Below are 18,807 nucleotides of genomic sequence, written 5' to 3' on the forward strand. Positions count from 1 at the left end.
CCTGCGCCGGATTGCTCAACGCAGACCTTACTTGTCGCCGGGCAGGAAGTGATCACGGGCGCTTGCCCGTCCACCGCCGGCGCTATCGGTGATCGTGACCTCGACATCGCGCGAGGTCTTCGGCAGATCGGCAGGCCCGACCTGCACCGACAGTCTGACCTCGCGGGTCTGGTCCTGTCCGACCTCGACGACGGGCTTGCCACCGGGAGGGGCTTCGATGCCCGCAATCCGAATGTTCGCGCCGGGCAGCCCGGAGACCTCGATCGCAAACGATCGCTGTGCGCCCTTGTTGAGGATGCGCACGGTGTAATCGTTACGCACGCCGCCGTCCGAGAGCTGAACGAACAGAGGATTGCGCTCGTGCAGCACGTTGACGTCCATGGTCGCGCGCGTGGCGAGGGTGTAGACCATGATGGTGCCGACGATGCCAATGGCTGCGGTATAGATCAGCGTGCGCGCGCGAACGATGCGATAGATCGGCGGCTTGCCTTCGCGCCGGCGCTGCATGTTGATGTCGGTGTCGTAGCCGATCAGGCCCTTGGGCCGGCCGATCTCGCGCATGACGTTGTCGCAGGCATCGATGCAGAGGCCGCACTGGATGCAGCCGAGCTGGATGCCGTGGCGGATGTCGACGCCGGTCGGGCAGACGTTGATGCATTGGTGGCAGTCGACGCAATCGCCGGCGAAATCACCGTGGGCGCGGGCGGCTTCCGCCTTCTTCACCGACATGCGCGGCTCGCCGCGGTCGCGGCGATAGGTGACGTTGAGGGCCCATTCGTCGGTCAGGGCCGCCTGGATGCGCGGCCACGGGCACATGTAGATGCACATCTGCTCGCGGGCGTGGCCGGCAAAGACATAGGTCGTTGCGGTCAGAATACCGATCCAGAGATAGGCGATGAGCGGCGCCTGGAAGGTAGCGAGCTCCTTCACCAGCGTCGGAGCGTCGTCGAAATACAGCACCCAGGCGCCACCGGTCCACCAGGCGATCATGATCCAGAGGAAGTGCTTGAGCGCGACCTTTCGGATGTGGTCGAACGTCCAGTAGCGCTTGTCGCCCTGCATGCGCTCGCGCCGGTCGCCTTCGACCCAGCGCTCCACGGCATAGAACAAATCGGTCCACACCGTCTGCGGGCACAAATAGCCGCACCACAGCCGCCCCGCGACTGCGTTCATCAGGAACAATGCCATCGCCGCGATGATGAGCAGGCCGGTGAAGTAATACACTTCCTGCGGCCACAGCTCGATGAAGAAGAAATAGAAGCGGCGATGCGGCAAGTCGATCAGCACGGCCTGGTCGGGCAGGCCTGGTCCGCGATTCCAGCGTACGAACGGCAAAAGATAATAGATCCCAAGCGTGACGCACAGGATCGCCCATTTGATACGGCGGAACGGCCCGTGGACCGATTGCGGATAGACCTTCCTGCGCTTCTCGTAGAGAGGTCCTTCGATGAAGGTGTCGTCGGTCATGGCAAATTCCCCCGCATCACAGGCTGCATCTGCGTGCGTTCAGGAGAACGCGCAGCCGCTGCTCAGGCCGAGCTTCCTGAACACGATCGCTGCCGGGCAGAAGCCCGTGATCGAGGCCTGCAACATGTTCAGCCCGGCGAACGCCGTCAGCAGGTACCAGTACGCATTGACATAGGTGCCCAGCGCGAGACCGAGCAGGACGACGCATCCCGCAAAGGCGAGGACGGCTTTATCGACATTCATGGCAGGCTCCTTCTTCTTGACGACGGGTCGGGTTGGCTTCGGTGCATACGATGCCACTCATGTGCCGGTTCGGACCTCCTTGAGCTTGGCGATGTTCAGCTTGTCGAGAACGAAACGCTCGTAGAACGGCTCGCTCTCGCCGCGCCGCATCTTGCGCAGGAAGTATTTCTCGAAGGCGACCTTGGCGAGGTGCACCCATTCGCCCTTGGAGGACCAATTGACGTTGCGCGGCGGAATCTGCGGCTGCGCGAGGAAGGCGACGCCGGAATCGCCGAAGTCGGCCAGTCGCGTTCCAGGTCGGCTGCGCCGTCGGCGCCTTGCCGCGGAGCAGGGCGCCGATATTCATCGCGGTCGCCGTCACCATGGATTCGATCATGAAGCCTGTCTTGGGAACGCCAACCGGCACGGGTGTCGCGCCGACCGGCGCAATCGCGACGCAGACGCCGACGGCAAAGACGTTGGGGAAGGCGGGGTTCTGCTGGTGCTTGTCGACGATGACGAAGCCGCGCGGATTGGTCAGCTTCTCGATGCCGCGCACCGCCTCGACGCCGCGAAAGGCGGGCAACATCATCGAATAGGCGAATGGCAGCTCATGCGCCTTGCGGGACGTGCCGTCGTCGGAAAACTCCTCCACCGACATCAAGCCGGGGCCGATTTTGTCGATGCGGGCGTTCGTGATCCACTTGATGTGCTTCTCGCGCATCTCGCTTTCCAGAAGACCCTTGGTGTCCCCGACGCCGTCGAGACCGAGGTGGCCGATATACGGCTCCGAGGTGACGAAGGTCATCGGGACGCGGTCGCGCAGCTTCCGCCGGCGCAGCTCCGTTTCAAGGATGAAGAGAAATTCGTAGGCCGGCCCGAAGCAGGAGGCACCCTGAACGGCTCCGATCACGACCGGGCCGGGATTGGCCGCGAGCTGCTCGAAGGCGTCACGGGCATGCGCGGCATGATCGACGTGGCAGATCGACTGGGTATGGCCCTGCGGACCGAGGCCGGGGATCTCGTCGAAGGCGAGTTCAGGACCGGTCGCGACGACCAGATAATCATAGTCGATCGAGGTGCCGTCGCCGAGCTCGACACGGTTCCTCTCCGGGTGGACGCGCTTTGCGCCCTGCGTCAGCAGCCGCACGCCTTTGCGTTTCATGACGTCTGCGAGATCGATCTCGATCTCTTCGCGCTTGCGCCAGCCGACGGCCACCCACGGATTCGAGGGCACGAAATGATAGACCGTGCCTTGGGAGATGACGCTGAGGCGGTCCTCCTTTCTCAATTGGGGTAGCAATTCATAGGCCATCAGCGTTCCGCTCAGACCGGCTCCGACTACGACAATCTCCGCCATGGGTTCCTCCGTTGGATTACGCCGCTTCACCGGTTCTGTGCCGGTTGTCGTGCAGCGCTTGACTATATATTCGTAATTGCGTATATACGCAAGTATGAAAATAGATAGCGAGATCATGGAGCGGGCGGCGGACCAGGCGAGCGAGTTGCTCAAGGCGCTCTCGAATCGTCACCGCCTTCTCATCATCTGCCAGCTGATCGACGGCGAGCGGTCGGTCGGCGAGCTGGCCGAGTTCCTGAGCCTGCGGGACTCCACGGTCTCCCAGCATCTTGCGCTCCTTCGCAAGGATGGCCTGGTCGCCGCCAGGCGCGATGCGCAGACGATCTTCTATTCGATCGCCAGCGAGCCGGCGCGCGCAATCCTGAAGACGCTTTACCAGGTGTTTTGCGCGCCGAAGTCCGCAAGGACGAAGTGAAGCCTAGGAAACGGCGGGCGGGCGCGCCTTGCGCGAGATCAACGCGCCTTCGCCCGATGTCGATGAAATGAGAGGGCACCGCTGCGCGGTGTGATGAACCCGATGACGACACGGATGTGTCCTTTGCAATATCTGGCGCGCCTGGGGCTTCTGGCCGCTTGGGCGGCGATCGGAGTACCGGCGGGGCCTGCTGCCGCCGCGAGTACGCTCGTCGTTGCGCAGCAGACGGTCGCCGACGAGAAGGCGGTGTTTGCGACCGTCGAGAGCATCAGCGTGGTTCCCGCGCGTAGCCGCATCGGCGGGACCGTCATTCAGCTCGAGGTGCGGGAAGGGGATCGCGTCACCGCAGGCCAGGTCATCGCGGCCATCGGCGACGAGAAGCTCGTCCTGCAGATGAAATCGCTCGACGCACAGATCGAGGCGCTGCAGGCCCAGGCCAAGCAGGCGCAGCTCGACTTCACCCGGACCGAAGGACTGGTCGAGCGCGGTATCCTGCCGCGGGTCAAGCTCGACGAGCAGCGCACGGCGCTCAACGTCGCCGACAACGGTCTGCGCGCCAAGACTGCGGAGCGTGCCGTCATCAACGAGCAGCTCAACCAGGGCCAGGTGCTGGCGCCGGCGGACGGGCGCGTGTTGAAGCGGCTGATCACGCTGGGGTCCGTCGTGCTCGCCGGCGACCCGATCGTGACGGTCGCCGAGCAGAACTTCAAGCTGCGGCTGCGCGTGCCGGAGCGCCACGCGCGCTACCTGAAGGCCGGCGACAAGGTCCGTGTCGATGGCGCAGAGCTGGCGGGAGAAGCTTCGAAACGGGGCGTGATCGACCTCGTCTATCCTCAGATCGAGGAGGGGCGCGTCATTGCGGACGCGACCGTCGAGGGACTCGGCGAATATTTCGTCGGCGATCGCTTGCGGGTCTGGATTGCCGGCGGCACGCGGCCGGCCTTCGTCATTCCGTCCAGCTATGTGACGACGCGATTCGGCATCGACTACGTCCAGCTCCGGAAAGGGGACCAGACGATCGACGTGCCGGTGCAGCGCGGCCGCGACATGCCGACGCCTTCGCTTCCCGACGGGCTCGAGATCCTCTCGGGCATCCAGGTCGGTGACCAATTGGTGCGGCCATGAATCTCGGTCTGTCAGGACGGTTGACCCGGTCGACCATCGCATCGCCGCTGACGCCGCTCTTCCTGCTCGGGGCGCTCGTTGTGGGGCTGATCGCCGTCGTGGTGATCCCGCGCGAGGAGGAGCCGCAGATCAGCGTTCCCATGGTGGACATCCGCGTCAACGCTGACGGCCTGCGCGCACCCGACGCGGTGGAGCTGGTGAGCAAGCCGCTGGAGTCGATCGTCAAGGGCATCGACGGCGTCGAGCACGTCTATAGCCAGACCGAGGACGACCGCGTGATGGTCACCGCGCGCTTCCTGGTCGGCACCAAGTTCGAGGACGCCATCCTACGGGTGCACGAGAAGATCCGCGCCAATCTCGACCGCATTCCCGTCGGCATCCCCGAGCCGCTGATCGTCGGCCGGGGAATCAATGACGTTGCGGTGACGGTATTGACGCTGTCGCCGAAGCCGGAGGCCGCCAGCCGCTGGACCGACAAGGACATCTACGAGCTCGCCGACAAGGTTCGCGCGGAGCTGATGAAAGTCGACGACGTCGGTCTCACTTACATCTCCGGCGGCGCTGCACAACAGATCCGCGTCGAGCCCGATCCGGAGAAGCTGTCGCTGTTCGGGATCACGCTGCAGCAGCTCGTGGCCAAGGTGAAGGACGCCAACCGCTCGTTCCTGGCCGGGCAGGTTCGCGACGCCGGCGTCGTGCGGAACGTCGCGGCGGGGCAGACGCTAACAGGCATTCCCGACATCGGATTGCTGCTGATCACGAGCCGCGACGGCCGGCCGGTCTATGTCAAGGACGTCGCCTCCGTCGTCGTCGGCCCGAGCACCGTCGAGCATCGGGTCTGGACGGATTCGCGCGATGCCGGAGGGCAGTGGGCGCGGACGCCCGCTGTCAGCCTGGCGCTCGCCAAGCGGGCCGGTGCCAATGCGGTCGTCGTGTCCGAGAACATCGCCAAGCGCCTCGAAGGATTGAAGTCGCGCCTGATCCCCGAAGACATCCAGGTGACGGTGACGCGCGATTACGGCGAGACCGCCAACGAGAAGGCCAACGAGCTGCTGTTCCACCTCGGCCTTGCCACCGTCTCGATCGTCGTCCTGATTGCGATCGCGATCGGCTGGCGCGAGGCGCTGGTGACCTTCGTCGTGATTCCCACGACGATCCTGCTGACGATGTTCGCCGCCAATCTGATGGGCTACACCATCAACCGCGTCAGCCTGTTCGCGCTGATCTTCTCCATCGGCATTCTGGTCGACGACGCCATCGTCGTGGTCGAGAACATCGCGCGGCACTGGGGCATGCGCGACGGCAGGCCGCGCCTGCAGGCGACCATCGAGGCGGTGGCGGAGGTCGGCAATCCCACCATCGTCGCGACGTTGACCGTGGTCGCAGCGCTGTTGCCGATGCTGTTCGTGTCGGGCCTGATGGGCCCCTATATGGCGCCGATCCCGGCCAACGCGTCGGCTGCCATGCTGTTCTCGTTCTTCGTCGCGATGGTGGTCGCGCCCTGGCTGATGCTCAAGCTCGCGCCGAAGGGCGAGGTCGCCTCAGCGCATGCGGCGCACGATGAAGGCCGGCTCGGCCGGCTCTACCGGCGCTTCGCCGCGCCGATCGTGCGGAGCAAGCGGTCGGCCTGGATATTCCTGCTTGGCGTCGGCATCGCGACGCTGGCGTCGATGACGCTGTTTGCGACCAAGTCGGTGACCGTCAAGCTGCTGCCGTTCGACAACAAGTCCGAGATCGCCGTGGTCGTCGACCTGCCGGAAGGGGCGAGCCTGGAGGCGACCGAGCGCACGCTGTTCGGCGCGGCCGAGATCGCGCGGCAATTGCCGGAGGTCACCTCGCTGCAATCCTATGCCGGCACGCCGGCGCCCTTCAATTTCAACGGCCTGGTGCGGCATTATTATCTGCGCCAGAAGCCCGAGCTCGGCGAAGTTCAGGTCAACCTGACCGCGCGCGGCGAGCGCAAGCGCGCGAGCCATGAGATCGCGCTCGAGCTGCGCGAGAAGCTGAAGGCGCTCGATGTGCCCGCAGGCACCAGCATCAAGGTGGTCGAGGTGCCTCCCGGGCCGCCGGTGCTTTCGACGCTGCTCGCCGAGGTCTACGGTCCCGATGCGTCCACACGCCGTGCGGTCACGGCCGAGCTCAAGAAGGTGTTCGCGGAAGTGCCGTTCATCGTCGACGTCGACGATTCCATCGGCGAGAAGCGGCCACGGCTGCGGCTCTCGATCGACCAGGACCGGCTCGAATTCTTCGGCGTCGAGCAACGCGACGTCTACGACACCATCCAGGCGCTGTTCGGCGGCATCTCGATCGGCTATTCGCATCGCGGCGAGGACCGCAACCCGATCGAGATCGCGGTGCATCTCGGAAAGCGCGATCTGGTCTGGGACGAGGCGCTGGCCTCGACGCCGGTGCCGGCCAACACCTTGCCCGGCAGCAAGACGGTGGTCGAGCTCGGTCAGGTCGTGAAGGCGACCATGGAGCAGGGTTCACCGACGATTTTCCGCAGGGACGGCCGCTTCGCCGACATGGTGATGGCTGAGCTTGCCGGACGCTTCGAGGCGCCGCTTTACGGCATGCTCGCGGTTGCCGATCGCGTGGAGGCCCATGATTGGGGCAAGCTGCCGAAGCCCGCGATCAACCTGCACGGCCAACCGTCGGACGAGTCGCGGCCCACGCTGCTGTGGGACGGCGAATGGGAGATCACCTGGGTGACCTTCCGCGACATGGGCGCCGCCTTCGGTGCGGCCATCCTCGGCATCTATGTGTTGGTCGTCGCCCAGTTCAGGAGCTTCCGTTTGCCGCTCGTCATCCTGACGCCGATTCCGCTGACGCTGATCGGCATCCTGATCGGGCACTGGCTGCTGGGGGCGCCGTTCACCGCGACCTCAATGATCGGCTTCATCGCGCTGGCCGGCATCATCGTGCGCAATTCGATCCTGCTGGTCGATTTCATCCGGCATAGCGGCGCACACGGCAAGTCGCTTCGCGAAGTAGTGCTGGAAGCCGGCGCGGTCCGCTTCAAGCCGATCCTGCTCACCGCGCTCGCGGCCATGATCGGGGCCGCAACCATCCTGCTCGACCCGATCTTTCAGGGACTGGCGATCTCGCTCCTGTTCGGGCTTGCCTCGTCGACCCTGCTCACCGTGCTGGTGATCCCCGCGATCTACATCGCCTTGCGCACGCCGCGCGAGGCGGTTTCGACCACAGCCAAATCCAGCTCATGAGGGCCCAATGGACAAGAACTACGTCGGCATCACCAGGAACATCTCGGCCAATTTGAAGAAGTTGCGTGGCGACATTCCCGAGACCATGAAGGGATTTTCCGCACTCGCCCAGGCTGCCACGCACGAGGGTGCACTGGACAAGAAGACGAAGGAGCTGATCGCGCTGGCGCTCGGTGTCGCCGCGCGTTGCGACGGCTGCATCGGCTTTCACACCGAAGCCCTCGTCAAGCTCGGCGCGACGCGTCAGGAGGTCGAGGAGACGCTCGGCATGGCTGTCTACATGGGCGGCGGACCGTCGCTGATGTACGCCGCCGATGCGATCGCGGCCTTTGAGCAGTTTCAGCAGCAATCCGTCGCCGCCTGACGTGGTGATCTGAGTCAAGCACGCGACGGGACCGGGCGAGCTGTCTCGTCCGGTCCCGTCCGTGCTCGATCTATCAACTACCAGCGGTCGCCGACACCGACGCCCACGCTGACGCCGGGTGTCCGGATGCCGACGCCGGCACGCGGACCATCGTCCCAGTCGCGATAGGTGCGTCGCTCATAATAGCGATCGCGCGGCATGGTCGCGTAGGAGTCGCGCACGATCACGCGCGAGCCGCCGCGGGTGCGGTAGCAATTGCCGGCGTCGTCGCAGACAAGCCGGACTTCCTGAATGAGATCGGGGTTCGTGTATTCGCTGGTCGAATAGATGTCCGCCGCCTTGGCACCGGTTGCCGCGGCCAGCGCGCCGACACCCGCCAACAGCGCAATCGTAAATGTCTTCATCGTGTCCTCCACCGAAACTGCCCTCGGCGGTAACAAGAAGGGGAGGCGGCGATCGTTCCCGGTTGCGATGCTGGTTTTTCCCGGAACCGGAGCTTTGTTACGCAGATTCGCTGCTAGATCGGCTCGTAGGTTTCCGTTCCGCAGATGTCCTCGGCTTCTGCCCGGCGGCGGTCGACCACTTTTCCGCCTGATATCGTCACGATGTAGGTCTGGGCGCCGAGCGAGGTGCCGGTGGCAGAGGTGAGCTGGGCCCGGACGCAGGCGGTCCAGCCCGGCCCGCGCACCTCGCGATGGGGCGCAGCGACGTGCACCTCGCGCGGATAGGAGGTGGCAAGGAAGACGACGTCGATCTGCTCGCGCACCACGCGCTTGACGTCGGGGGCGGGTTCAGGCGGCGGCTGCTCGGTTTCCTTCATGCGCATGAATTCCGGCACCGGCGCGCGGCTGTCGGCAAAGCCGCAGGCGCCGAGCGCGAGCGCGCCGGCGAGCAGCGCCGCATGAGCAATGATCCGTAACATCCGTGAAGGTCCCCTGCGGGCCAACAGATAGGCAGGAATGCGATCCGGCGAAGTCCCCGGCGATCAAGATTTGCTGAAGTCTCCAGGAAGTCCTGGAACTCGCGGCATTTCATATTCCGGAATTGCAGGCTAAGTTTGTACCCCAGACGAGGGGGGTTGCATCAATGAGGATTTTGGTCATCGCGGCTGCGGTCATGGCGCTGACGGTTGCATCGGCGCAGGCGCAGGGCCGGCGGCCACCCAATGAGGCAGCTAAACCGGCGGACAACAAGCCCAAGGTCGACGAGAAAGCCTACAAGGCCGCGCTTGAGCGCATTCCCGAGCCCAAGGACAAGTACGACCCGTGGGGCGGGGCCCGCCCGAGTGAACCTGCCAAGAAGCCGAAATAGGGCGAGGCGAGCGTTGCGGACCGGCCTGCGATTTCCGATCGGGCTCGTTGCGCTGCTGTTGATCGCCGTGCGGCCAAGCGCGGCCTGGGAGAGTTGGGGCGGCGATGCCGGCGGCTCGCGCTTCTCGCCACTGCAACAGATCACGCCCGACAATGTCGGCAATCTGGTTCGGGCCTTTGAATTCCGCACCGGCGATCTCGCGGTGCGCCCGCCGGAGGTGATGCGGCGAACCAAATTCCAGGCAACGCCGCTGTTCGTCGAGGACAGTCTGATCTTCTGCTCGCCCTTCAACGAGGTGATTGCGCTCGATCCCGGCTCGGGCGCGCAGAAATGGCGTTATGATCCGAAGATCGCGACCAATCAGCGTCCCGCCAATCGCTACGTCTGCCGCGGCGTCACCCATTGGACCGACGATGAGGCGCCCGCGAATGCCGCCTGTCGGTCGCGCATTTTCATGGGCACGAACGACGTCCGCCTGATCGCGCTCGATGCGAAGACGGGAATTCCCTGTGCCGGTTTCGGCAATAGTGGCGAGGTGAAGCTCGATATCGGTATTGCCCTGGAATGGCCCGGCGAGTTCCAGATCACCTCGCCGCCCGCCGTTGGCCGGGGTGTCGTCGTGGTCGGCTCCTCGATCTCCGACAACCGACGCGTCGATGCGCCGAGCGGCGTCGTACGTGCGTTCGATGCGCGCACCGGCCGGGCGCGCTGGAGCTTCGAGCCGCTCAAGCGTGACGGCATCGAAGCCGGGCACGGCAATGTCTGGGCGCCGATGTCGGTCGACACGGCGCGCGGCCTGGTGTTACTGCCGACGTCCTCGCCGTCGCCGGATTTCTGGGGCGGCAAGCGGCCGGGCAACAACGAGCATGCCAATTCTGTGGTCGCATTGCGCATCGAGACCGGTGAGCTCGCATGGGCATTCCAGACGGTGCATCACGACGTCTGGGATTACGATCTGGCGGCGCAGCCGACGCTTGCGCGCCTCGATGCGGGAGACGGCCAGCGCGACGTCGTGATCCAGCCGACCAAGCAAGGTTTTGTCTTCGTGCTCGACCGCGACAGCGGCAAGCCGGTCTGGCCGGTGGAAGAACGCGCGGTGCCGCAGGGCGGCGCGGAAGGGGAAACGTTGTCGCCGACGCAGCCGTTTCCGACGCATGTACCGGCGCTGACATCACAGGCGATCTCGACCGACGACGCGCTCTCGCTGTTGCCGGAACTGCGCCCCTCGTCCTGCGAGCGCCTGTTCACGGAGGCGCGCAACGAGGGTCTGTTCACGCCGCCTTCCGTGCGGGGCACGCTGGAATTTCCCTTCACCGGCGGCGGCGTGAACTGGGGCAGCGCGGCCTTCGATCCGGTCCACCAGATTCTCTACGCCAACACCGGGCGCGCCGTTCATCTCATCAGGCTGATCCCGCGCACGGAGGCTGCCGGATTCAATCCGCCGCCGGGGCATGATTTCGGCCAGCAGCGCGGCGCGCCGTTTGCGATGTCGCGCGCGGTGGCGATGTCGCCGCTCGGTCTGCTCTGCAACAAGCCGCCCTGGGGCGAGATGGTTGCGGTCGATCTGAAGGCCGGCAAGATCCTCTGGCGTTCGACCGTCGGCACCACCGAAGACCTGGCACCACTCGGCGCGCCGCTGCCTTGGGGCGCGCCTCTCGTCAACGGAGTGGCGGTCACGGCAGGCGGCCTCGTCTTCACCGGCGCGATGGATGCTTATCTGCGCGCCTTCGATGCGCGAAGCGGCAAGGAGCTGTGGCAGGGACGGCTGCCGGTGCCCGGCGTCGCCAATCCCATGACCTATCTGTGGAAGGGCGAGCAATATGTCGCGATCGGCGCCGGCGGCCACTCCGAAGTCGGCACCTCGATCGGCGACAGCGTGGTCGCGTTCCGCCTGGCGCGGCCGGGCGAGGCGCCGACATTGTGGTCGCGCACCATCGATCGTCCCGGTGGACGATTTTTCGGAGCATCCGCGGCGATCGGAATCGCAATCGCCGCGCTCGTGATCGCAAGCCTGCGCTGGCGTCGCCGTCGTCGTATCACGCAATCATAATCGTGTTGTGGATGTGATGCGAACGTTCGTTCACATCGCGCGCGCTATTGCTCGAAGGCGAGGCCGACGCGCTTGTCACTGCGCCAAACTGTGCGACAATTCCGCACGAAATCGTCGCGCGCGATCGATAGCGTGAACGATTGCGGCAATGTGACGGGGGTGTCGAGGTCGATCGCCGCGCCGCCCGCCGACATGTTTCGCACGGTGCAGGGGATGCCGCTGCTTTCGAAGGTGATCGTTCCACCCTTGAAAACACGGTGCCGCTGCGCTGCACGCTTCTCGATCATCCGCGTTGGTCCAACATGATGATTGTGAAGTAATGCATAGAAATTACGTTGAACTAAACTCAATACTGGCGCTACTTGCACAGCGCTTCAGAATTCGTTTACGACGTTGACGCGGAGAATCTCTCCGCCGACTTTCCCCACACGCACTTCTTTTATGGCGCTACGCGCCGATGGAGATACTGATGAAGACCACGCTTTCGATTTTGCTCGCCGCAGCGTTCTCGCTGTCGTCGATGCCCGCCCACGCCGTCAAGTGGGACCTTTCGACCATGAGCTGCAAGCAGTTCCTCGAGAGCGGCGAAGACAACATCCAGGTTGTGCTGACCTGGATGGACGGCTGGTACAAGGGCGACGAGGACAACGCGATCATCGACACTGACGTGTTCATCGAGAACGCCAAGAAGTTCGGTGCCTATTGCGGAAAGAATCCGACCGCCAGCATTGTCACCGCGGCCGACGAAGTGCTCGGCAAGTAATCTTTGAAGCCACCTTTGAAGCTTGCCGACTGAAGCGCGGACGCAATCGCGCTTTCCGTCTCTCGCTTTGATGAGAACGTGATCGAGAGCCGCGGTGCGCTTTGCGCCCACGCGGCTCTCTTCTTTTGAGATGCTGCTCAGCCCGGCAGCATCGCGAACGCGCTCGATACCATCGCGATCGGTTTGTTGTCGGTCGCCGAGAGCAGCGTGACGCGGCCAAAGCTCATGGTGCGCCCGAGCCGCACCACGCGCGCGTCCGCCAGCACGTCCGACGAGGAGGCCGCGCGCATGAAATGCGTGGTCTGGTCGACCGTGGTCATGGGGCGGTAGCCGCGATTGGCCGCGAGGTTCGCGATCACCATCGCGGTGTCGGCGAGCGCCATCAGGGCTTGGCCGCAGACCATGCCGCCGTTCCGGCACAGCCGCTCCGAGAACGGCATGCGCAGGAGTGCGCCCGGCTGCCAGTCCGGCGCATCCGCCGGCTGCACGTGCTCGAGGCGCTCGACCGCGAGATTGAGATCCTGGACCCAGGGCGCAATAATCTCGCCGAGGATGCGTCTGGCGTCGGAGAGGCCGAATTCGGTGTCTGGCTGCATTTGCATTGCTGGCGCGCTCTTCTGTATTGCCGGATGTTTCGTCCCATTGTGCGCGCATCGGCGCGGCAAAGTCACCCGGTCTGGGGCCGGTCCCGTCGGCTTGAAAATGCCTGACTTGGCCCGATATGATGGCTTGCTCGGGGTATGGGTGGATGATGTTGCGTCGGTGTGTCCTCGTCTTTTGTATGGCCGCGCTCGGCCTCGCGCTGAGCGGGTGCACCAAATGCGGTCCGATCTGGGACGACTGGCTGCATGCGCCGAAATCGTGCAGATCGGATCGGCTCTAGGGGCCCCGGACGGCCTCGGCGGTCGCGACCGGCCGCGACAAGGATGACCAGGCGCGGGCGAACCGTGCCTCCATGGATGATCAAGGAGTAGACGATGAAGCTTTTCCGTTTGGCCGCGGTGCTGGCCGTGCTGGCGGGACCTGCCTATGCGCAAATGCCCAATCTGAATTTGCTGCAGGACGCCCCGAGCAAGACCCCCGAGGAAAAGGCCGCGGAAGCCGAGCGTGACAAGGCCTATAAGGAAACGCTGAAGAAGATCCCGGATTCCAAGACGTCCAACGATCCCTGGGGCGGCATGCGCGCCGATCCGCCGAAGCAGCCGGCGGTGCCGAAGGCCTCGGCTGCAACCAGCGCGCCGAAGAAGTCCAAGAGCGGCACCGCCGCCAACTGACCGCAGCTCCGTATGGGGGCAGCACAACGCCTTCGGGACGGGACTCCTCTTCGTCCGGCCCACGCCCTACATTGGGCTGAGCGTAGCGCGTAGAGGAGGAGGACATGGCCGATCGTCCGCGGGATCTCGCCGAGCGGATGGCGGGCCGGCGCAAGATCGCCGGCAAGCCGGGCCAAACGGTCGGCGACGGCTATCTGCGCGAGACCTTCACGCTGCCGCGCGCGGCGGCACGGGAAAGGGCGCAGGCCTTCTTCGCCCGCTACCCCAAGGCCGGCTATATGAGCGCGGTCGAGACCTGGCGCGAGCTGCCCGGCGGCGACATCGAATTTACCATGCGGCGGCTGCCCAGCGCGGATTGAAGCTGCTTGCTAGTCGAGGGTTTCGGCAACGATGCGGATCCGGAACACGGGCTCCTTGGCCTCGTCCAGCAGCTCCATGTGCCATTCGGAATTTTCCTGGAGCTTGCGGGCAATGCCGGCGGTCATGTCGGCGCAGACATTGGTCATCTCTTTCCAGGCCGAATCGCGATCGGCGAATTCCGTCGCCTGGTCCGCGCAGCCCGAATAACGGCCATTCCGGATTCGAAAGAAATACAATGGCATGGCTGGCACCGATCGCGCGCGTGATGGCCTTGCCCCCAGGGCCATGAGCGCGCGCAGTCCAATCCCAAACCACCGTCAGATCAATTCCGGGCGGCTACGGATGATGTTCCGCCGCCAGCCGCGGCGGCACAAGGCGCCATCCGACGCCGACCTTCATCCGGCCGGTTCAGTCGGCCCGGCCGATCGCTTCAGCTCCCGATCGATGCGCAGCTGCACGCGCCGGATCGCCAACAGATCGATTTTCGTCTCGGTCTTGCCGGTCTTGACCTGCTCGCCGATGCGGAACTGCCATTGCCAGATTCCGGGAATCGCCGTCTTGGCGACAGTGAATTCGATGCCCCTGTGATTCATGGTGACCTCCCCACGATTCACTCTCCATGTCTGCAAACATGTTGGGCGTCCCAATATTCCGGAGACAAGCAAATTCTGTCGGTAAGCCCCGGATAGTTCGGGGATATCTCGAAAGCGCGCGTGCGCCGAAACAAGCGGAGCCGGCTTTCGAAAGACGCCGGGCCGTGAGACAGTAAGGCTGTCGCATACCCGTGGTTCTCCGACCATGAACAAAGTTCCTGGGCTGCACCCGGCTGCGCCGGTACGCCGATCGGACGGGGCCGCGGGGGGCCCCGCCGAGGATCACTGATTTCCCTGCAAGCGGCGGCATATGCCTTGCTTGGTCTGAACGACGGCAAGAAACAACATGGGCCCGGTCATGCTCGGCATTCCCCGCCGCTACAGTCATTTCGTCTTCGGAATCATCCAGTCCGGACTGACCTCGCTGATCGCGGCGGGGATCGCCAGCTTGCCCGCCGGCAGCGCGATGAGCTTCGTCGGGCACTGGATGGTGTCGTGGCTGATCGCATGGGCCGCGATGCTGCCGATCGTTCTGCTGGCTGCGCCCGCGATCCGCACTTTCTCGCTGCTCCTGACCCAGGAGGAGAGAGATCCGCGAACCGCCCGGCAGGGATGAAAAAGCCCCGCCTGGGGAGAGCCAGACGGGGCAAAAAGTTATTGGAGGCTGAGGTGCTGGGCTGCAACACCATAGCCGCATCATTCTAGCCGGCTGCGCTTACGGCAGCCTGACAGGCGGCGGATTTCCGGGCCGAGCGTCGAGGCCGCAGACTGGCCCCGCACCGGTCCCAATTTCGACATCCGTTCGCACAACTGCGGACACACCGGTCGGCAAGATTCCACATCGTTCGGCGCAGCCATGGGGGAAACGTGGCACGCCGACCACGGGGTGGCATCATGGATAACGTAGAGCGGTCATTCGCCGCCGCGACAGCGGCTGGCTTCGTGGTGCTGGTGATCGGCCTCGTGCTGCTGGCGCTGCTTTAAAACAGGCGCGCGATCGGCAGCCTTTCCCCGGATGACGGGTTACGGGGCGTGCCGCATTCTCAAAAACTGGAAAACAACCCCATGCACAGTAGGCGGCATGGAAATTCGGTTGTTCATTCAGGGACTTATGAGTAATACCGTCATTGCGCGCGATGCGCCCCGTGGAGCCGCTCAAATCGACTCAAGCTGCGCTGCCGACACCTTGCGACTGCTTCCCGCCGCCGCCAGCCGCATCGCCGGCGCGCCCTTGTCAGCTTCGGACGCCGGCCCCCGGCCGAGGTTTAGTGGATCTTGATTTCGTTCAGGGGAAGGTGGAGCTCGGCGGCGCGCTCTTGGCGGTCCTTCTTGCGGAACTCGTTTTCCGCGCGCTCGAACTTCATCAGCTCCTCCTGCGCCGCCTCCAGCAGGGGATTGCGCCTGATCGTGTCGCGGTTCGTGTTGTCCGTCATGACTGAGGTCCCCAAAGTTGCGGTCCCATCCTGGAGAAGGCCCAAGACCGCGAAAAGGTTCGGTGCCGCAGGATTACGGAATTCTGACGGCGGCCGGGCCATGCGTCTTTGATGCGCGTCAGCTTCGGCCGGGGAATGACGTTGCGGCAGCCCTGTTATTTCGGCGGTTGCAGCCCGGGGGATATGACCCAGTCGTGCAGATGATTGGCGACATCGGCCTGGCGGGCCTTCTTGAACAGGGCGTCCCGCTCGGGCCCGGGCGGAAGCCTGGAGGCCTGCTCCTCGACCTGCTTCACCCAGGCGGAGAGTCGATCTTGAAGCGTCAGCTGCTGCTTGAAACGTCGCCGCTTGAGCATGGCGCGCTCCTTTCCGTGCGAGGAAGGCGGGAGCGCAATCGGGCGTTCTCATCACCGATAGTGGCCACGGTTCGTGCGGTGATGGCCCATTGAGGACCATTAACGGGACCGGCGTCTGTCCAGTTGTGTGCACAACGCGAATGAGGAGGGGGACTGGGGGGATGCTCACGGACAACCCCCAAATCCGCAAAAGAACATATTGCGAACCTAGAACAAATGGGGTACACTACTTTTATCGACGAGCCGCCTCGCCAATCGTTTGTCCCTCACGCGAATCCTCGCCATAAGGAGCACGACCCAATGTCCGCCACTGCCCTGCGTATCGTCGAAGGATCTTCCATGGACAAGAGTAAAGCTCTGGCCGCCGCGCTCTCTCAGATCGAGCGCCAGTTCGGCAAGGGCTCGGTGATGAAGCTCGGCAAGAACGACCGGTCGATGGACATCGAGGCGGTGTCGTCAGGCTCGCTCGGGCTCGATATCGCGCTCGGCATCGGCGGTCTGCCCAAGGGACGCATCGTCGAGATCTACGGGCCGGAATCGTCGGGCAAGACCACGCTGGCGCTGCACACGGTGGCGGAAGCGCAGAAGAAGGGCGGCATCTGCGCCTTCATCGACGCCGAGCATGCGCTCGATCCGGTCTATGCCCGCAAGCTCGGCGTCAACATCGACGAGCTTCTGATCTCGCAGCCCGACACCGGCGAGCAGGCGCTGGAAATCTGCGACACGCTGGTGCGCTCGGGCGCGGTGGACGTGCTGGTGGTTGATTCGGTCGCCGCGCTGGTGCCGAAGGCCGAGCTCGAAGGCGAGATGGGTGATGCGCTTCCGGGTCTGCAGGCGCGCCTGATGAGCCAGGCGCTGCGCAAGCTGACGGCCTCGATCAACAAGTCCAACACCATGGTGATCTTCATCAACCAGATCCGCATGAAGATCGGTGTGATGTACGGCTCGCCCGAGACCACCACCGGCGGCAACGCGCTGAAGTTCTATGCCTCCGTCCGGCTCGACATCCGCCGCATCGGCGCGATCAAGGAGCGCGACGAAGTGGTCGGCAACACCACGCGCGTCAAGGTGGTCAAGAACAAGCTGGCACCGCCCTTCAAGCAGGTCGAGTTCGACATCATGTACGGCGAGGGCGTCTCCAAGATGGGCGAGATCCTCGATCTCGGCGTCAAGGCCGGCATCGTCGAGAAATCCGGCGCCTGGTTCTCCTATGACAGCCAGCGTCTCGGCCAGGGTCGCGAGAACTCGAAAGCCTTCCTGAAGGCCAACCCCGACATCACCGCCAAGATCGAGACCTCGATCCGCCAGAACTCCGGTCTGATCTCCGAGCAGATTCTGGCCGGTACGCCCGAGAGCGACGCCGACGGCGAGGAGCCGGCAGACGAGTAAGACGAACCGCGAAAGCTTTTCGCGAGGAGCGGGCGCTGAAGACGTTGAGTTGCCGACGTCGTCAGCGCCCGTTTCGTTTTGCGTCGTCGGGATCGGGTGGTGGTGTGATGAAGCGTCTGATCCTGACCAGTGCGGCCGGCGCCAATCTCGCCAAATCGAAGCTGGCCGAGATCGTCGTTCTGTTCTTTTTTCGCCTCACGTGGGGGCCGTTGCCTTCGTCCGACTATTTCGCAGCCTATTTCGGGGCGCAGTCAGGGACGCTCAGGCCGGGCGATCATTGGTCGGATTGGGGTACAAAATGGCCCTCCAAGTTCAAGGAACTCAGGAAGCTACCCTTTGCCGATTTTTGCGAGCGCTATGACGAGATCGAACTTTGGTTCGATCCGAGCCCAGACGATCAACTGCAGCTGATCTGGCTGCTCGACTATCTTGCCTCATACCCTGAGCTGCTGAAAAAACTCAGGTTGCGTCTGCTTGCATCCGATCTCTTCGATCTGAGAGACCGAGTTTCCGAAGCGTCCGCGTCGCATATTCCTATGGTGGATGTTCAGGCCCGTGAACTTAGCACTGCCAGAATGGCCTGGCAGGCCTATCGCACGCCGACGCCCGAGGCCTGCGCCAACCTACTTTGGAGCGATCTGAGCGCCTTGTTGATGTTGCGACCGGCATTGCAAGAGCTGTTGGCAGAGCTACCGTCATCCTCGACGGGTCTTGGTGCGACCGAGATGCGATTCCTGGAGCTGCTTTCCAGAGGATTTGCAAATACGAACGCCCTGTTTCATCTGCGCTCGCAGCGGCGCACGTACGTGTTCAGCGAATTTGATTTGGGTTCGCTGTTGGAGGGGCTCGCGCTTGGCCCCAGGCCCGCCGTAGCCGGTTTGGGCGATGAACTGCGTACAATCGACCACGGCAATCTAAGGGCTCGGCATGAGGTCTATCTCCGCAGCCGATTGTCGTTGACCGAGTTCGGGAAGGCTGTCCTGGCCCATCAGGAGGATTTCAGCCGATACAATCCGATCGACCGCTGGTGGGGCGGCACGCATCTGACCAATGATAAGCTATGGCGCTACGGCGCAGTCCTGACGAAACCCTGAGGATCCC

Annotated in this window: 22 protein-coding genes and 1 pseudogene; 12 read left to right on the forward strand and 11 right to left on the reverse strand. The window is 64.1% G+C overall.

Going from position 1 to position 18,807, the window contains the following annotated elements; all coding sequences use genetic code 11:
- Positions 1-27 precede the first annotated feature (27 nt).
- The 3 genes and pseudogenes from ccoG to GGD62_RS13845 all read right to left on the reverse strand — a co-directional run bounded on the left by ccoG (position 28) and on the right by GGD62_RS13845 (position 3,049).
- Complete coding sequence (ccoG, locus tag GGD62_RS13835; RefSeq protein WP_183708828.1) at positions 28-1,467, reverse strand: cytochrome c oxidase accessory protein CcoG; 1,440 nt, start codon at positions 1,465-1,467, stop codon at positions 28-30.
- 39 nt (positions 1,468-1,506) lie between these two features.
- Positions 1,507-1,710, reverse strand: coding sequence for a DUF2892 domain-containing protein (locus GGD62_RS13840; protein WP_183234801.1), 204 nt, complete (start codon positions 1,708-1,710; stop codon positions 1,507-1,509).
- A gap of 57 nt (positions 1,711-1,767) precedes the next feature.
- Positions 1,768-3,049, reverse strand: a pseudogene (locus GGD62_RS13845) (NAD(P)/FAD-dependent oxidoreductase).
- Positions 3,050-3,164: 115 nt separating this feature from the next.
- Here GGD62_RS13845 and GGD62_RS13850 point away from each other — a divergent pair.
- The 4 genes from GGD62_RS13850 (at position 3,165) to GGD62_RS13865 (ending at position 8,177) form a co-directional block, all read left to right on the forward strand.
- Positions 3,165-3,464 (forward strand): ArsR/SmtB family transcription factor, encoded by a 300-nt coding sequence (locus tag GGD62_RS13850; protein WP_409333947.1) that lies wholly within the window; start codon positions 3,165-3,167, stop codon positions 3,462-3,464.
- A gap of 114 nt (positions 3,465-3,578) precedes the next feature.
- Positions 3,579-4,589 carry an efflux RND transporter periplasmic adaptor subunit gene (locus GGD62_RS13855; RefSeq protein WP_183709013.1) on the forward strand — a complete coding sequence of 337 codons (1,011 nt, stop codon included), beginning with the start codon at positions 3,579-3,581 and terminating at the stop codon, positions 4,587-4,589.
- On the forward strand, positions 4,586-7,813 hold the full coding sequence (locus tag GGD62_RS13860) for an efflux RND transporter permease subunit (protein ID WP_183708829.1): 3,228 nt from the start codon (positions 4,586-4,588) through the stop codon (positions 7,811-7,813). The genes GGD62_RS13855 and GGD62_RS13860 overlap by 4 nt, the downstream gene beginning before the upstream one ends.
- Before the next feature lie 7 nt (positions 7,814-7,820).
- Complete coding sequence (locus tag GGD62_RS13865; RefSeq protein WP_183708830.1) at positions 7,821-8,177, forward strand: carboxymuconolactone decarboxylase family protein; 357 nt, start codon at positions 7,821-7,823, stop codon at positions 8,175-8,177.
- A 77-nt stretch (positions 8,178-8,254) separates the two neighbouring features.
- On the opposite strand, the gene GGD62_RS13870 is transcribed toward GGD62_RS13865, so the two are convergent.
- Positions 8,255-8,581 (reverse strand): hypothetical protein, encoded by a 327-nt coding sequence (locus GGD62_RS13870; protein ID WP_018316638.1) that lies wholly within the window; start codon positions 8,579-8,581, stop codon positions 8,255-8,257.
- 113 nt (positions 8,582-8,694) lie between these two features.
- A complete protein-coding gene (locus tag GGD62_RS13875) occupies positions 8,695-9,099 on the reverse strand; it encodes a hypothetical protein (RefSeq protein ID WP_026201706.1) in 405 nt (134 codons plus the stop codon).
- A 164-nt stretch (positions 9,100-9,263) separates the two neighbouring features.
- On the opposite strand from GGD62_RS13875, the gene GGD62_RS13880 reads away from it, so the two are divergent.
- Both GGD62_RS13880 and GGD62_RS13885 read left to right on the forward strand, forming a co-directional pair.
- Entirely contained in the window at positions 9,264-9,488 is a 225-nt protein-coding gene (locus GGD62_RS13880; protein ID WP_018316637.1) for a hypothetical protein, read from the forward strand.
- Positions 9,489-9,501: 13 nt separating this feature from the next.
- On the forward strand, positions 9,502-11,538 hold the full coding sequence (locus GGD62_RS13885) for a pyrroloquinoline quinone-dependent dehydrogenase (RefSeq protein ID WP_246800095.1): 2,037 nt from the start codon (positions 9,502-9,504) through the stop codon (positions 11,536-11,538).
- 44 nt (positions 11,539-11,582) lie between these two features.
- On the opposite strand, the gene GGD62_RS13890 is transcribed toward GGD62_RS13885, so the two are convergent.
- Positions 11,583-11,825 carry a PilZ domain-containing protein gene (locus GGD62_RS13890; protein WP_183234795.1) on the reverse strand — a complete coding sequence of 81 codons (243 nt, stop codon included), beginning with the start codon at positions 11,823-11,825 and terminating at the stop codon, positions 11,583-11,585.
- Positions 11,826-12,007: 182 nt separating this feature from the next.
- Here GGD62_RS13890 and GGD62_RS13895 point away from each other — a divergent pair, with 182 nt between their 5' ends.
- Positions 12,008-12,301, forward strand: coding sequence for an HdeA family protein (locus GGD62_RS13895; protein WP_026201704.1), 294 nt, complete (start codon positions 12,008-12,010; stop codon positions 12,299-12,301).
- A 137-nt stretch (positions 12,302-12,438) separates the two neighbouring features.
- Here GGD62_RS13895 and GGD62_RS13900 read toward each other — a convergent pair whose 3' ends face one another.
- The gene (locus tag GGD62_RS13900; protein ID WP_018316633.1) at positions 12,439-12,903 is read right to left on the reverse strand and encodes a PaaI family thioesterase; all 465 of its coding nucleotides are present in this window, start codon (positions 12,901-12,903) and stop codon (positions 12,439-12,441) included.
- Positions 12,904-13,278: 375 nt separating this feature from the next.
- On the opposite strand from GGD62_RS13900, the gene GGD62_RS13905 reads away from it, so the two are divergent.
- Both GGD62_RS13905 and GGD62_RS13910 read left to right on the forward strand, forming a co-directional pair.
- A complete protein-coding gene (locus GGD62_RS13905; RefSeq protein ID WP_179734122.1) occupies positions 13,279-13,575 on the forward strand; it encodes a hypothetical protein in 297 nt (98 codons plus the stop codon).
- A gap of 104 nt (positions 13,576-13,679) precedes the next feature.
- The gene (locus tag GGD62_RS13910; RefSeq protein ID WP_018316630.1) at positions 13,680-13,934 is read left to right on the forward strand and encodes a hypothetical protein; all 255 of its coding nucleotides are present in this window, start codon (positions 13,680-13,682) and stop codon (positions 13,932-13,934) included.
- A gap of 9 nt (positions 13,935-13,943) precedes the next feature.
- Here GGD62_RS13910 and GGD62_RS13915 read toward each other — a convergent pair whose 3' ends face one another.
- Positions 13,944-14,177, reverse strand: coding sequence for a DUF6894 family protein (locus tag GGD62_RS13915; RefSeq protein ID WP_018316629.1), 234 nt, complete (start codon positions 14,175-14,177; stop codon positions 13,944-13,946).
- Positions 14,178-14,330: 153 nt separating this feature from the next.
- Complete coding sequence (locus tag GGD62_RS13920) at positions 14,331-14,528, reverse strand: hypothetical protein (protein WP_026201702.1); 198 nt, start codon at positions 14,526-14,528, stop codon at positions 14,331-14,333.
- Between the two features lie 358 nt (positions 14,529-14,886).
- On the opposite strand from GGD62_RS13920, the gene GGD62_RS13925 reads away from it, so the two are divergent.
- Positions 14,887-15,144, forward strand: coding sequence for a DUF2798 domain-containing protein (locus tag GGD62_RS13925; protein ID WP_179734448.1), 258 nt, complete (start codon positions 14,887-14,889; stop codon positions 15,142-15,144).
- A 649-nt stretch (positions 15,145-15,793) separates the two neighbouring features.
- Here GGD62_RS13925 and GGD62_RS13930 read toward each other — a convergent pair.
- Both GGD62_RS13930 and GGD62_RS13935 read right to left on the reverse strand, forming a co-directional pair.
- Positions 15,794-15,961 carry a hypothetical protein gene (locus GGD62_RS13930; protein ID WP_018316626.1) on the reverse strand — a complete coding sequence of 56 codons (168 nt, stop codon included), beginning with the start codon at positions 15,959-15,961 and terminating at the stop codon, positions 15,794-15,796.
- A gap of 155 nt (positions 15,962-16,116) precedes the next feature.
- Complete coding sequence (locus GGD62_RS13935; RefSeq protein ID WP_018316625.1) at positions 16,117-16,317, reverse strand: hypothetical protein; 201 nt, start codon at positions 16,315-16,317, stop codon at positions 16,117-16,119.
- A gap of 300 nt (positions 16,318-16,617) precedes the next feature.
- Here GGD62_RS13935 and recA point away from each other — a divergent pair, with 300 nt between their 5' ends.
- Both recA and GGD62_RS13945 read left to right on the forward strand, forming a co-directional pair.
- Positions 16,618-17,706: a recombinase RecA gene (gene recA / locus GGD62_RS13940; protein ID WP_018316624.1), complete on the forward strand. Its 1,089-nt coding sequence runs from the start codon at positions 16,618-16,620 to the stop codon at positions 17,704-17,706.
- A 107-nt stretch (positions 17,707-17,813) separates the two neighbouring features.
- Positions 17,814-18,800 carry a hypothetical protein gene (locus GGD62_RS13945; RefSeq protein ID WP_183708831.1) on the forward strand — a complete coding sequence of 329 codons (987 nt, stop codon included), beginning with the start codon at positions 17,814-17,816 and terminating at the stop codon, positions 18,798-18,800.
- Positions 18,801-18,807: the final 7 nt, after the last annotated feature.

It is taken from the genome of Bradyrhizobium sp. ERR14 (assembly GCF_014198235.1).
Classification (GTDB): domain Bacteria; phylum Pseudomonadota; class Alphaproteobacteria; order Rhizobiales; family Xanthobacteraceae; genus Bradyrhizobium.